10 protein-coding genes are annotated in these 14,541 nt (G+C 44.1%); 1 reads left to right on the forward strand and 9 read right to left on the reverse strand.

The features are described from left to right. Window positions 1–29: 29 nt before the first annotated feature. From parC to nudF, 6 genes are all read right to left on the reverse strand, one after another. A complete protein-coding gene (parC, locus tag L4C54_RS18740) occupies window positions 30–2,294 on the reverse strand; it encodes a DNA topoisomerase IV subunit A (protein WP_428809337.1) in 2,265 nt (754 codons plus the stop codon). A gap of 3 nt (window positions 2,295–2,297) precedes the next feature. Beyond that, entirely contained in the window at window positions 2,298–4,178 is a 1,881-nt protein-coding gene (gene parE / locus L4C54_RS18745) for a DNA topoisomerase IV subunit B (RefSeq protein ID WP_428803212.1), read from the reverse strand. Between the two features lie 346 nt (window positions 4,179–4,524). After that, complete coding sequence (gene yqiA / locus L4C54_RS18750) at window positions 4,525–5,115, reverse strand: esterase YqiA (protein ID WP_428809338.1); 591 nt, start codon at window positions 5,113–5,115, stop codon at window positions 4,525–4,527. Window positions 5,116–5,117: 2 nt separating this feature from the next. Continuing rightward, window positions 5,118–5,939 carry a 3',5'-cyclic-AMP phosphodiesterase gene (gene cpdA, locus L4C54_RS18755; RefSeq protein ID WP_428809339.1) on the reverse strand — a complete coding sequence of 274 codons (822 nt, stop codon included), beginning with the start codon at window positions 5,937–5,939 and terminating at the stop codon, window positions 5,118–5,120. A gap of 25 nt (window positions 5,940–5,964) precedes the next feature. Continuing rightward, window positions 5,965–6,399 carry a DUF1249 family protein gene (locus L4C54_RS18760; RefSeq protein ID WP_428809340.1) on the reverse strand — a complete coding sequence of 145 codons (435 nt, stop codon included), beginning with the start codon at window positions 6,397–6,399 and terminating at the stop codon, window positions 5,965–5,967. Further along, complete coding sequence (gene nudF / locus L4C54_RS18765; RefSeq protein ID WP_428809341.1) at window positions 6,399–7,028, reverse strand: ADP-ribose diphosphatase; 630 nt, start codon at window positions 7,026–7,028, stop codon at window positions 6,399–6,401. Before nudF ends, L4C54_RS18760 begins: the two co-directional genes overlap by 1 nt. Before the next feature lie 234 nt (window positions 7,029–7,262). Here nudF and tolC point away from each other — a divergent pair, with 234 nt between their 5' ends. Next, entirely contained in the window at window positions 7,263–8,570 is a 1,308-nt protein-coding gene (tolC, locus tag L4C54_RS18770) for an outer membrane channel protein TolC (protein ID WP_428809342.1), read from the forward strand. Window positions 8,571–8,668: 98 nt separating this feature from the next. Here the strand turns inward: tolC and hldE are convergent, their stop codons facing one another. From hldE to L4C54_RS18785, 3 genes are all read right to left on the reverse strand, one after another. Next, a complete protein-coding gene (hldE, locus tag L4C54_RS18775) occupies window positions 8,669–10,099 on the reverse strand; it encodes a bifunctional D-glycero-beta-D-manno-heptose-7-phosphate kinase/D-glycero-beta-D-manno-heptose 1-phosphate adenylyltransferase HldE (RefSeq protein ID WP_428809343.1) in 1,431 nt (476 codons plus the stop codon). Between the two features lie 102 nt (window positions 10,100–10,201). Further along, window positions 10,202–13,042 carry a bifunctional [glutamate--ammonia ligase]-adenylyl-L-tyrosine phosphorylase/[glutamate--ammonia-ligase] adenylyltransferase gene (gene glnE, locus L4C54_RS18780; RefSeq protein WP_428809344.1) on the reverse strand — a complete coding sequence of 947 codons (2,841 nt, stop codon included), beginning with the start codon at window positions 13,040–13,042 and terminating at the stop codon, window positions 10,202–10,204. Between the two features lie 140 nt (window positions 13,043–13,182). Continuing rightward, on the reverse strand, window positions 13,183–14,439 hold the full coding sequence (locus L4C54_RS18785) for a methyl-accepting chemotaxis protein (protein ID WP_428809345.1): 1,257 nt from the start codon (window positions 14,437–14,439) through the stop codon (window positions 13,183–13,185). Between the last annotated feature and the right edge of the window lie 102 nt (window positions 14,440–14,541).

The following is a 14,541-nucleotide window of genomic DNA, read 5'->3' on the forward strand; positions in this document are numbered from 1 at the left end:
TTCATTTTTATTACTTTAACAATTGGTCCTTAGCTCTCTTCTGCCGCATTGGCTTCAAGCTCTATCCGAGTAACACGCTGTAACCCTCTTGGTAATAGGCTACCTCGACGGCCACGTTCGCCACGGAAGTTATCAAGATCCGCAGGCTTAAGACCTAGCTTACGCTTGCCGGCATAAATCGTTAGCGAAGCTCCTTGAGGTAAAGCGATAAGGTGTGAGACAAACTCTTCACGCTCTTTCGCTTTTGCTGCTGGAATGTTGATGATCTTATTCCCTTTACCCTTACCAAGTTGTGGTAGATCTTTAATAGGGAATAACAACATTCGGCCTTGATTGGTAATCGCTAATATCTCATCAGAATCGAGATCGCCTACCGTGTCCGGTGGCATCACTTCAGAGTTCTGAGGCAAGTTGACTAACGCCTTACCGCTCTTATTCTTAGACAGGAGATCACTGCCTTTACAGACGAAACCATAACCTGCATCTGAGCCCACTAACCAAAGTTGCTCTTCTTCACCCATGATAACCTGACGCATCGAGCTACCTACACTGATATTTAATCGGCCAGTGATCGGTTCGCCTTGGCTACGAGCAGAAGGAAGAGAATGTGACTCAAGGGAATAACTGCGTCCATCGCTAGCAAAGAATACCGCTTGCTGACTGCTCTTACCGCGAGCATGAGCTAGGTAGTTATCACCCGATTTATAGTTCAGGGTTTCAGCATCCACTTCATGCCCTTTCGCATGACGAATCCAACCTTTTTCAGAAAGCACAACCGTAATAGGCTCACTCGGAATAAGATCACGCTCAGTCAGCGCTTTCGCTTCTGCACGTTCAATAAGAGGTGAACGGCGGTCATCCCCGTACTTATCAGCATCTGCTTGAATTTCTTTCTTGATTAGCGTGCTTAGACGGCGCTCAGAGCCAAGTAACTTCTCAAGCTTATCGCGCTCTTTTTCTAGCTCATCTTGTTCGCCACGGATCTTAAACTCTTCTAATTTAGCTAAATTACGAAGTTTAATATCCAGAATAGCATCAGCTTGCGTTTCAGAAATATTGAAGCGACTCATTAATACTGGACGTGGTTCGTCTTCAGTACGAATGATTTCTATCACTTCATCAATGTTGAGATACGCAACTAACAAACCCTCTAAGATGTGCAGGCGAGCAAGGACTTTGTCTAAACGATGTTGAAGACGACGACGAACCGTAGTTCGGCGGAATTCAATCCACTCATTTAGGATTTGTACTAATCCTTTAACTTGTGGTCGCTCATCCAAGCCAATCATGTTTAAGTTAACGCGGAAGTTCTTCTCAAGATCAGTCGAAGCAAACAAGTGATTCATTAACTGATCGCAATCGATACGATTAGAACGAGGTACAATGACAATGCGAGTTGGGTTTTCATGATCCGATTCATCACGAAGATCATCAACCATTGGCAATTTCTTCGCACGCATTTGAGCGGCAATTTGCTCTAATAACTTAGCACCCGATACCTGATGAGGTAGTGCCATAATTACAATATCATTGCCTTCTTTGTGCCAGACTGCGCGCATTTTGATGCTACCGCGTCCAGTGCGATAAATCTTTTCAATATCAGCTTTTGGCGAAATAATTTCAGCTTCAGTTGGGTAATCCGGCCCTTGAACGAAGCCCATGACATCGCTTAACTCTGCCTTCGGGTTATCCAATAAATGAATTGCAGCATTGGCGACTTCACGCACGTTATGTGGTGGAATATCCGTTGCCATACCTACCGCGATACCCGTAATACCGTTCAGTAATATATGAGGCAGACGCGCAGGCAGCATTTGTGGCTCTTTCATCGTGCCATCAAAGTTTGGCTGCCATTCAACTGTGCCTTGACCTAGCTCACCAAGCAGTACTTCTGCGAATTTAGACAGTTTTGCTTCGGTATAACGCATTGCAGCGAATGATTTAGGATCATCGGGCGCACCCCAGTTACCTTGGCCATCAACTAGCGGATAGCGATATGAGAATGGCTGAGCCATCAATACCATCGCTTCGTAACAAGCAGAGTCACCGTGAGGGTGATACTTACCTAATACATCACCAACAGTACGCGCTGATTTTTTATATTTTGATGATGCCGAGAGACCAAGCTCTGACATTGCATAAATAATACGTCGTTGAACCGGCTTTAGGCCATCACCAATGTATGGCAAAGCACGATCCATAATGACGTACATAGAGTAATTTAGATAAGCGTCTTCGGTGAACTTGCGCATTGGCAACTGTTCTACGCCATCATAAGTAATTTCAGTGGACATTGATTAAACCTCTGCCATATCGCCGTTAGCTTGTAACCATGAGCGGCGATCATCAGCACGCTTCTTACCTAGCAACATATCCATCATTTCCATGGTCGCTTCACTATCATCAATAGTGAGCTGAACCAATCGACGAGTATTCGGATCCATTGTCGTTTCGCGCAGCTGAAGGGGGTTCATCTCACCCAGACCTTTAAATCGCTGTACGTTGATCTTGGCTTTCTTCTTGCTCAGTCGCTCAAGTACGCCTTCTTTTTCATCTTCATCGAGGGCGTAAAAAACCTCTTTGCCGCAATCAATACGGAAAAGTGGCGGCATAGCAACATAGATATGGCCAGCTTCTACTAACGCACGGAAGTGGCGAGTAAAGAGCGCACAAAGAAGGGTCGCGATGTGCAGACCATCCGAGTCCGCATCGGCAAGGATACAGACTTTGCCATAACGCAAGCTTTCAAGATTATCGCTGTCAGGGTCGATACCCAGTGCAACCGAGATATCGTGAACTTCTTGAGACGCCAATACTTGATCTGCCGAGACTTCCCAAGTGTTAAGGATTTTACCACGCAGTGGCATAACCGCTTGAAACTCACGATCACGAGCTTGCTTAGCTGAGCCTCCCGCAGAGTCCCCTTCGACGAAGAAGATTTCAGTACGGCTTAAATCTTGCGCTGAACAATCGGTAAGCTTGCCCGGTAGAGCCGGACCTGATGCGACTTTCTTACGTACCACTTTTTTGCTTGCACGCATACGACGATGCGCATTAGCAATACAGACCTCAGCAAGCTGTTCCGCGAGTTGTGGTTTTTCGTTTAACCACAGGCTAAAGGCATCTTTAACCACACCAGAAACAAAGGCTGCGGTTTGACGAGAAGAGAGACGCTCTTTGGTTTGCCCCGCAAATTGTGGATCTTGAATCTTAACGGACAGAACGTAAGAACAGCGTTCAAAGACATCATCACCCGTTAGCTTAACGCCACGCGGAAGCAGATTACGGAACTCACAGAACTCGCGCATTGCATCGAGTAAGCCTTGGCGCAAACCATTAACGTGCGTACCGCCTTGTGCGGTCGGGATCAAGTTAACGTAGCTTTCGGTGATCATATCACCGCCTTCTGGCTGCCAGATTATGGCCCAGTTCGCGGCTTCTGTTTCTGCTGAAAACTCACCCGTAAACGGTGCTTCTGGGATAACGGTGTATCCTTTCACGCCTTCTGCTAAGTAATCTTTTAAGCCATCTTCATAGAACCACTTATGATCATTGCCATTGACCTTGTCACTAAACGTGATCTCAAGACCAGGGCAAAGAACCGCTTTGGCTCGTAGGTTATTGATGAGTCGAGTAACAGAGAAGTTGCCAGAGTCGAAATAACTAACGTCAGGCCAGAAATGAACACTGGTGCCTTTATTGCGACGGCCACACGTGCCTGTCACTGTCAGTTCTTCAACTTTATTACCGTGTTCAAACGCCATTTCATAGACTTGGCCATCTCGGCGCACGGTTACTTCAACGCGTTTTGATAATGCGTTAACAACCGAGATACCCACACCGTGTAGACCACCAGAGAACTGGTAGTTTTTGTTCGAGAATTTACCACCAGCGTGCAGCTTACAGAAAATAAGCTCAACGCCTGAGATTTTCTCTTCAGGGTGAATATCAACAGGCATACCACGACCATCATCAATTACTTCTAATGATTGATCGGCATGAAGAATTACTTGTACCTTTGAGGCATGTCCGGCTAGCGCTTCATCGACACTGTTGTCGATAACTTCTTGACCTAAGTGGTTAGGTCTCGCTGTATCCGTATACATCCCTGGTCGGCGACGTACTGGTTCTAAACCATTGAGTACCTCAATGGCCCCAGCATTATATTGTTCAGTCATAATACGGAATATACTTAGTAGATAATTAAGTCATTATATTGCTGTTGGTATAGAGAGACTGTTAACACTTCTCGCGAATATGGCATCAATAGAGACCAAAGCGCAGTAATCGTACTAAAAGTGACAAATTTGCTGAAACAATCAGCGTTCACAACAACAAAAGTATAGGTAGAACATAGTCTGGAAGTGGCTCTCTTATGTCAAGAGAGATAGGTAAGTAACAGGTAAAATTATGACTCCTCCCTCAGTGGGCGAAGGAAATACCTAAATTACTAACCTTTGAATTGATCACGCTAATCTTCCAATCAATAAACGTGACAGAGCAGTCTGTAACAGCTTAAATCGCCTATAACGCGAGAAACTTTACAATTTCAGCAGGGTATCGTTCAAAATTAATAAAGCTGTGGTCACCACCTTGCTCTATCGTCTGCTTAGATAAGCTAAACCTTTCTACAGCTTGACGATAATCTAGAACTTCATCTTCTGTTTGCTGCAATAGCCAAAAATCTTCAGGATGCTTAATAGACTCAACATCTAGCGACTTTAGCTGCTCAATGTGAATAGGCTCTAAAGTGTACTCTTGCCCCGTATAGGGATTAACTTGCTCACCTAAATAATCGACCAATAACTCATAAGGCTTAACTGCTGGGTTCACCAAAACAGCTTTAAAGCCAAACTTAGCATTGAGCCAAGTCGATAAGTATCCACCAAGAGAGCTGCCAACCAGTGCTATTTGGTACTCAGAGTGATGTTTCTCGATTAATTCTAGTAAGCAGTTAGCCGCTTCATCTGGAAAACAAGGAAGCTGCGGAGTAAGAAGTTTGATATCAGGACGCTGTGATAAACAGTACTCGTTCATCACGTTCGCTTTATGTGACTGCGGTGAGCTGTTAAACCCATGAATATACAGCAATAATGGTTTTTTCGTTTGCGCCACTATTAATAGCCGCCCGCAGTAAAATCAGGTAGAAAACTATCATTAGGTAAACGCTGAACCTTTGTCACAAGCTGACCATCAGCATGAAGGTCTAGCTCTCTCCAACCAGGAGAGCATCGGTCTAAAGCGAAGTCATCTGAATTAGGTTTAAACTGGATGCAGGTTGACGGTGTTGCAATCACACGTACACCATTCACTTCTTTATCCATATCTTGGTGAACATGACCACACAGTATCGCCTTAACATTCTGGTGCTTATCGAGGATCTGCCACAGTTGTTCACTGTCTTTTAAGGTGTGCTGATCAAGCCATGCACTGCCCACTAATATCGGGTGATGATGCAGTAAAACCAAAGTATGTCGATTCGGATTTTCACTGAGCTTCTGATCTAACAAGTTTAGCTGTCTATCACTTAAGCGGCCATGGGGTTTTCCAACCACTTGTGAGTCAAGCATGATAACTTGCCAGTGTTCACCAATAAAAGTGTGCTCGATATGCTCTATTTGTACTGAAGGGAAAACGGTTCCCATATTAGGCTTGTAGTCATGATTGCCCGGCAACCAATAACAAGGCTGCTTCAACGGAGCGATACCGTTTGCAAAGTGTTGATAAGATTCAACACTGTGATCTTGAGAAATATCACCAGTTGCCAATATCGCTTCAAATTTCACAGCAGACTGCTTAACCATAGCCACAACAGCTTGGAAACTTTCTAGTGTATTTACGCTCAGAAGGCTACCGTCTACGGGAGCAAACAAATGAGTATCTGTGATTTGTAACAGCTTAATCGGTGTAGACTCAGCTGTGCTTGACGACAATTTCAAAATCAAAACCTGAACATTTACGTGACTATTGACGAATATTAATTGGAGCTTGGCTAATGCCGTGTTTTAGACAAAATGTCAGCCAGTCTCCTAAAAAACGGTTAATTTGTGCTTTTTCATCTTTCTGCATCATTCTAGCGTTTGGGTAGTCGTAGCGTGCTTTAACTCGCCCAAAATGTTCGCTAGAAAAGACTTCTGCCACACGAGCATCGTGATACAGCCTGACAGACATTTTAGGTAATGGAAATATTGGAACGTCATCGCTCTGACAAACCTCCACTAAAGTTGTGTACTTTGTGACCTCGCACACTTGCAATTGGTACGTCATGGCACCGGCTTTATAACAGCGAATATCGCCAACCTTTGCGTCAAAAGGCAGCAACGCGTTTAGTTTGACGTAATTAGTTTCATAAACGCGCATTAGCTCGGCTAGATCGACATGGTAAACTTTGTTTTCCATCACAATCGCCACTTAGAGACAACTTCACGGTGATTAAGCTCTAACCATTGCAGTGCAATAATAGAAGCACCATTTTCAAATTGCCCTGACTTGACCCTTTGATAAGCAACTTCACGTGACATGACATGGACACGAATATCTTCGCCTTCATAATCAAGCCCATGGGTACCAGAAGCTTTTGACGCATCGACTTCACCAATATACACATCTAGCTTTTCAGAGCAGCCGCCAGAAGAGGGGTAAAAAGAGGTGATTTTTTCAATCTGATTAATCTCGATCCCTGCTTCTTCGACCATTTCTCGACGCGCAACATCTTCAGCGGTTTCACCTGGGTCAATAATGCCGGCCACAATTTCTAATTGCCAAGGCGATTGATGCTCAAGAGCACCGACTCTTATCTGCTCAATGATGACAACTTGATCGGTAATGGGATCATAAGGCAATACCGCAACGGCGTGCCCACGCTCAAACATTTCTCGTTCGATCGGCTCACTCCAACCGCCATCAAACAGGCGATGGCTAAATTGATACTTAATCATCTTAAAAAAACCGCTAAAAAGGGTTTTCTTCGACATAACTTTTACGTCTTGACGAGTAAAGTCGATCAATGGCTTGTTCGAGTGTTGCATCCGAGCACCTCTTACTTAGTTTTCTGTATTTTACCTAGAGTTGACCCTAAGCACCAAGGATAGATCTAAAATATTTGTATAATTTTTACAAATTTATTTAAGTAATAAATTCCAATTATCCAGATACCTGTCAGCAATGTGTAAAAATATGCAAAATTTCGGGTAAATTACCATCACTTTAGGGTAAACTTTCGCTTGATTACCCTCTTTATATTTTAGGCAGGAATAGGAATAATGAAAAAACTGCTTCCCGTATTCATCGGTGCTGCACTAAGCAGCCTGAGTACCTCTGCATTAGCGGACACTTTTGCTGATATCTACAATCATGCAAAAGATAATGACCCGCAACTTTTAAGTGCTGCTGCACAACGTGATGCTGCTTTTGAAGCTGTGACTTCTAGTCGTAGTAGCTTACTACCACAAATCAACCTAACAGCTGGTTACAACATCAACAGCAGTGATGTTGACGCTAGAGAGAGCAACAAGCTTTCTGCTGGCATTAATTTCTCTCAGTCTCTATACAATCGCTCTAGCTGGGTGACACTAGATACAGCAGAGAAAACAGCTCGCCGTGCTGATTCGTCATACGCCGCGTCACAACAAGGTTTAATCCTTCGTGTTGCCTCTGCTTACTTTGAAGTTCTGCGCGCTCAAGATAATCTTGAATTTGTTCGCGCTGAGAAAGCAGCTGTTGGTCGTCAACTAGAGCAAACCAAGCAACGTTTTGAAGTGGGCCTTTCTGCTATTACTGACGTGCATGATGCACAAGCTCAGTACGATGGCGTTCTAGCCAATGAAGTACTTGCTGAAAATAGCTTAGTTAATAGTTATGAGAATCTACGTGAGATTACAGGTCGTGAACACTCGAACCTGAACGTGCTTGATACTAAACGCTTTGCTGCTAGCAAGACTTCATCACCAGTAAATGAACTCGTAGAAGAAGCGGAAGAGAAAAACTTAAGCCTGCTAACTGCTCGTATTTCTCAAGATGTCGCAAGAGATAATATTTCCCTAGCGAGCTCTGGCCACCTACCTTCTATTACCTTAGATGGTGGTTATAACTACGGCAACGACTCCAACGATAATGCTGATCCATATAATACCAACAATGACTTTAACATCGGTGTGAACCTTTCTGTTCCACTTTATACCGGTGGTAATGTTACTTCTCAAACGAAACAAGCTGAATTTGCATACGTAGCAGCGAGTCAAGATTTAGAAGCGACTTATCGTAGTGTTGTGAAAAATGTTCGTGCTTACAACAACAACATCACAGCCTCTATTGGTGCACTACGTGCTTACGAGCAAACAGTCGTTTCAACTAGCTCTGCACTAGAAGCGACAGAAGCAGGTTTCGATGTAGGTACTCGTACTATTGTTGATGTTCTAGACTCAACTCGTCGTCTATACGATGCAAACAGAAATTTATCTGATGCTCGTTATAACTACATCATCAGTGTTCTTCAGCTACGCCAAGCTGTTGGTACATTGAGTGAGCAAGATGTAATTGATGTTGATGCTGGCCTTAAACCTGCTAGCTAATATCGCTTGACTGCTTACTAGATACAAAAAACCGCTGATTTTGAAGTCAGCGGTTTTTTTATGCCTGCCTATTGAATGCAAATGAGAAAATAAAGGGCTTAGCCTCGTCCTCCTTTAATTGCATCAATAATTTCTGTCGTCGAACAACCATCCTCAAAGTTCAGCACTTTGACTTGACCACCTGCGGCAATGACTTCTTTACCGCCAGCAATATCTTCAGCTTTGTAATCACCACCTTTTACCAGCAAGCTTGGCAAGACTTCAGAGATTAATCGTTGTGGTGTATCTTCCTCAAACGGAACAACCCAATCGACCGCACCTAATCCAGCAAGCACAGCCATACGACGATCAGTTGGATTAACTGGTCGGCCTGGGCCTTTCAATCGCTTAACGGAATCATCGGTATTTACGGCAACAATCAGACGGTCGCCCAGTTTAGCGGCATGGTTTAAATAAGAGACATGCCCTGCGTGTAAAATATCAAAGCAGCCATTGGTCATAACAACGGTCTCACCTTTGGCTCTTGCTGCTTTGACTGCTTCAATCAGAGCTGGCTCCAAAATCACACCAAAGTCAGTATCTTGACTGCCGTGAATCGCTTCGGCTAATTCTATCGTAGATAACGTAGACGTTCCTAGCTTACCAACAACTACACCGGCTGCAGCATTAGCAAGTGCACACGCTTCATCTAGAGGTTTACCTGCGGCAACTGACGCAGCGAGTACAGAAATAACCGTATCACCTGCACCCGTCACATCATAAACTTCTTGTGCTTGAGTCGGCAGATGAAAAGGTTCTGCGTCTCGACGAAGTAAGGTCATACCGTGTTCACTACGGGTAACAAGAAGCGCTTCAAAATCATATTGTTCAATCAGAGCCAAGCCTTTTTTGACTAACTCCTCATCAGATTTAACACTACCGACCACTTGTTCAAACTCAGACATGTTTGGAGTTAGTAGGGTTGCACCACGGTAACGCTCAAAATCCGCACCTTTCGGGTCTATAAAGACGGGAACATTAGCTGCGCGTGCCTTTTGAATAAACTGCTGCACGTGTTCCAGTGCACCCTTCGCATAATCAGACAAAATTACCGAACGAGTTTTAGGCAGAGCTTGTTCCATTCTAGATAAAATCAGCTCAGCATCGGTGTCTTCAAACTTGTCTTCAAAGTCGAGTCGGATCAGCTGCTGTCCACGACTTAAAACGCGCAATTTCGTAATGGTTGGATAATTTGGTAATGAAACAAAATCACAAGTCACTTTCAAAGCAGAAAGTGTTTCGGTTAATACCTTCGCAGGCTCATCAATACCAGTTAGGCCAATGATGTGCGCATGCCCACCCAATGAGGCGATATTCATTGCAACGTTCGCTGCGCCGCCCGGACGTTCTTCATTGTTTTCTACTTTCACAACAGGAACTGGCGCTTCTGGTGAAATACGACCTGTAGGGCCATACCAATAACGGTCAAGCATCACATCACCGATGACGAGAACGCCTGAATCATTGTAATCAGGTAGGATGGGTTTCATTGTGGATCTCCAAAATTCGTAACTGAGCCGAGTGTAGCATAAGCTTTTTTATCACTAAACTCTCGCTTTCTATTTGTTCTGTTTATCTATTTTATCGACCCGCTATTCGAGCCACTGCTTCCAGAGTTGGGTAACTAATGCGCGCTCATCAACATACTTATCTTCAGCTACATCTGAGTCTAAATTGAGTAGGTTACGATGATGAATTTGATCACGCATTTCAGTGTAGGCATGTATCAACCCCATAGCTTGATCTTCATCCATAACCCCCTGCGCTATCATCGACTCAAACAGGCGAATATTGTCAGACCAACGTGAAAGCTTAGGATCGTCATGACTGTAATTTAATACAAGATACTGAGCTAAAAATTCAACATCAGTGATCCCTCCAGGGTCTTGCTTTAACATGAATCGCCCTACTTTTTTACCTCCGAGGTGATCTCGCATCTTCACACGCATGTCAGTCACTTGTTTTTTCAGTGTTTGCTGGTCACGCTCTAGACATAACACCTCTTTTCGAGTTTTTGCAAAAGACTGTTGGAGTGGCGCATCACCGTAGATCATTCGCGCTCTAACCAGAGCTTGATGCTCCCATGTCCAAGCATCTTTATGCTGATATTCATCAAATGCATCAGTTGGGCTTACCAGTAACCCAGATGCTCCCGATGGTCGTAAACGCGTGTCTGCTTCATACAGAATTCCCGACGCGGTGCGAATAGAGAAAATATGAATAATACGCTGAGCCAAACGAAGGTAAAACTGCCTGCCATCGATCTCTTTTTTACCATCGGTATAAACATTTACCGGACAGTCATGCATAAAAACAATATCAAGATCGGAATTGTAGCCAAGCTCCCAGCCTCCTACTTTGCCATAACCAATGACGGCGAACCCTTTACCATCTCGATCATTAACGTGGGTTGGAACGCCATATTTTTCTGCCATTTGCTGCCAAGCTTGATTAATTACCGCGGCAACAATAGCTTCAGCAAGATAGGTTAAGTGATCACTCACTTCTGTCACGGGCAGAGCGCCAGCAATATCACCTGCCGCGATGCGTAAAATGCAGATCTGTTTAAACTGACGCAGCGCTTCAATCTGCTGCTCCATATCATCTTCAGGAATACGGGCCAAATAATCTCTTAGTTCAGTTTGGTAAGAGTCTAGTGGGATCGGTTTGTAGAGTTGCTGAGGGTCGATCAACTCATCCAATAGAATTGGATAACGACCTAACTGCTCTGAAATCATAGGGCTCGCGGTACATAAGCGAACTAGTTGTGTCAATGCCGCAGGGTGCTCATCAAGAAGCTCTAAATAGGTCGTTCGCGTAACAATCTTGTGTAATAGATGAAGGACGCGAGAAAGGCCAAACTGCGCATCTTTATGATTAAATAGAGTAGAGAACACTTTGGGCATTAAGCGATTCAGCACCTCTCGACCACGTGGACCTAATGTCTTTTTGGCTAAATCCTGTTTGTATTGAAAGATGGTCTTGGCAAGCTGTTCCGCTTCCTGCGAAGCTAAATCACCAAGCAGTATACTTTCAACAACATCTTGCTCTGCCGCCATATCCCACATTTCGTGAAAATGTGGGGCAGCGGTATCACACTGATCGTCTTCTACTCCAATCAGCTCTTCAAAAACGGCGTGTACGTTTGCCATGTGAGTTGAGATATCAGAGGCCAACGCCTCATAGCTATCAAAGCCCATTGCTGTCGCTAACTTTAACTGTTCAAGATCAGTATCAGGTAGAGTTTGCGTCTGCTTATCTGCCATGGCCTGAATTAGATTCTCTGTTCGGCGTAGAAATAGATATGCCGTTGATAAATCGCTCACTTCTTTTTTATCAAGTAACGTCAGCTCTTTAATTGCCGCTAATGTTTCTAATAGTCCACGTCCACGTAAACTGGGCTCACGACCACCACGAATAAGCTGAAACACTTGCGCTATAAACTCTATTTCACGAATTCCGCCCGCACCCAATTTAATATTATTGCTCAACCCACGTCGTCTTACTTCACTACTGATCATCGACTTCATACGGCGCAATGACTGAATGGCACTGAAGTCGATGTAGCGACGAAAAACAAACGGACGAAGCATGCTGCGCAGCTCTTGGTATTCAGGGTACATCTCACTGCCCATCACACGCGCTTTGATCATCGCGTAACGTTCCCAATCTCGTCCTTGCTCTTGGTAGTAATCTTCCAGTGCCGCGTAACTCATCACCAATGGACCACTTTCCCCGAATGGTCTAAGACGCATATCTACGCGATAACAAAAGCCATCAAAAGTATGTTGATCAAGCGCTTTGATAATACGTTGACCTAAACGAGTAAAGAATTGAGCATTCGCGATACTACGTCTCGCACCTTGAGTATCGCCATTTTCTGGATAGGTAAAAATCAAATCAATATCAGAAGAGAAGTTCAGCTCCCCACCACCGAGCTTGCCCATGCCAATGATCAGCATTGGTTGCGGAACACCTTCACTGTTACAAGGCGTTCCCCACTCCTGGCAACAGGTTTGATACTGCCATTGATAGGTTTCAAAAATCATCGCTTCAGCTAATTCTGATAAATGCTGTAAGCTCTCTTCAAGTGACCACGAAGCTAGAAAATCACGCCACGCGATATAGCTCATCTCTCGGTTTCGAAACTGTCTAAGCACTCGATGTCCCGCAGCCTCATCGCTACATTGATCAAGCTGTGTCTTTAGTCGACCACGATAACTGGAGTAACGAGAGTTCTCTTCAAGCATCAATGGTAGAGCTTGAATCAGCCCCTCATCTCGCTGCAGTGCTTCAGTAATAAATTGACTGAGCCCTGCTATCACCTTTAACTCATCAAGACGTGTCTGAGGCCATAATTCAAAAGCTGTATTTGTCATTAATGTCTCAAAAGCGGAGTCGGAAATGGGAATTAGTTGATCAGGCAATGACATGAGGTTTCCTTGTACTGAACTGAGAGAGTATTGTTGATAGTTCTGGGCAAATAAAAGTAACAGGCACTGTTATATCAAACTTAAGCCATAAAAAAACGCTCACTATACATAGCGAGCGTTTTTATCGTCAGAACGTGAGTTTAGACTTTGAAAGAGGTAATTTTCTTATCAAGCTCTTCTGCATTATTTTGCATGATTTCAGAGGTTTCAAGCAGTTCACTAATAACAACAACCGAAGCTTCTACCAATTCACGGACATTGGTCAGGTTCTGGTCCATCTCTCCTGCAACACTGCTTTGCTGGCCAGCCGCTGTTGCAATTTGGAAGTTCATATCATTGATTTGAGTAACCTGACTAACAATGCCATCTAATTCAGTGCCAGCGTTAGTAACAAGCTCTACGCCTTCAGCGGCTTCAACAACACTTTTTTCCATCAATTCAACCGCAGAAGTCGCGCTGCTTTGTAGTTGACTGATCATCTCTTGAATCTCAACCGTTGCATTCTGAGTTCTCTGAGCCAGATTACGAACTTCATCCGCAACAACAGCAAAGCCTCTACCTGCTTCTCCAGCACGTGCCGCTTCAATCGCTGCATTAAGTGCTAGCAAGTTAGTCTGCTCTGAAATTCCTTGGATTGTTCCTACAACGCTACCGATAGAGTCAACACTATCTTCAACCTGATTAACAGCTTCAGCAGAGGCACTGATATCTTGCGATAGAACGCTCATCTTCGTTACGCTATCCTGAACAAAGCGTTGCCCTGTTTGAGCTTGAGTTGACGCACTCTCAGTCAGTGATGACGCACTTTGCGCGTGATCTGCAACCGTTTGAACCGTTGAGCTCATTTCACTCATTGCTGTGGCTAGTTGATCAATCTCACTGAACTCTTCTTGTGTTGACTCTTTGGTCTCTGACATGCTCAGCGTCATGACTTCCGTCAGTGTCGATAGCTCTTGAGAAGACTCTACCTGTGTTTTGATCATATCCTGCAATTGGCGACGAGTGACTTCGAGTTCACGGGCAACATCACCGTACTCATCTTTACAGTCCATAGCGATCTCAACGGAAAGATCTTTATTCGCCATCTGCTTAATTGAGTCATTTAAGTACTGTGTTTGACGCAACATGATTCGTGCCGCAGCAAGAAGTACGATTACAAAAAAGGCGATCATGATAACGGTTTGCCAAACAACCTGAACTAAATACGCTTCATAATGCTGCTGAGCAACGGCTGCGCTTTCTGTTGCGACTAACAACGCATCATAAAACGTGCTCGCATCCCACAGTTGCTTGGTCACAATTAAAATTGTGCTCAACACCATGAGTATAATCATCTTCGGAACTAAACGAGTATTGGTAATTACTCGTTCCCATGGTTTGAATACCATCCTAGCCATTGTCCATTCTCCGCAATTGTTATCTATAACTTTTCATTACGTCGCACCCAATAATTTATCGAATCGCTTATAGACTGATGTATATTGAGTGAACTGATTTAA

The organism is Vibrio lamellibrachiae, assembly GCF_050337265.1.
Lineage (GTDB): Bacteria > Pseudomonadota > Gammaproteobacteria > Enterobacterales > Vibrionaceae > Vibrio > Vibrio kyushuensis.

What these genes read in the sequence shown, in the direction of transcription:
- L4C54_RS18785 (WP_428809345.1), bottom strand. Translation starts at nt 14,439, where the DNA reads ATGGCTAGGATGGTATTCAAACCATGGGAACGAGTAATTACCAATACT.
- hldE (WP_428809343.1), bottom strand. Translation starts at nt 10,099, where the DNA reads ATGAAACCCATCCTACCTGATTACAATGATTCAGGCGTTCTCGTCATC.
- glnE (WP_428809344.1), bottom strand. Translation starts at nt 13,042, where the DNA reads ATGTCATTGCCTGATCAACTAATTCCCATTTCCGACTCCGCTTTTGAG.
- nudF (WP_428809341.1), bottom strand. Translation starts at nt 7,028, where the DNA reads ATGCAACACTCGAACAAGCCATTGATCGACTTTACTCGTCAAGACGTA.
- parE (WP_428803212.1), bottom strand. Translation starts at nt 4,178, where the DNA reads ATGACTGAACAATATAATGCTGGGGCCATTGAGGTACTCAATGGTTTA.
- tolC (WP_428809342.1), top strand. Translation starts at nt 7,263, where the DNA reads ATGAAAAAACTGCTTCCCGTATTCATCGGTGCTGCACTAAGCAGCCTG.
- L4C54_RS18760 (WP_428809340.1), bottom strand. Translation starts at nt 6,399, where the DNA reads ATGGAAAACAAAGTTTACCATGTCGATCTAGCCGAGCTAATGCGCGTT.
- parC (WP_428809337.1), bottom strand. Translation starts at nt 2,294, where the DNA reads ATGTCCACTGAAATTACTTATGATGGCGTAGAACAGTTGCCAATGCGC.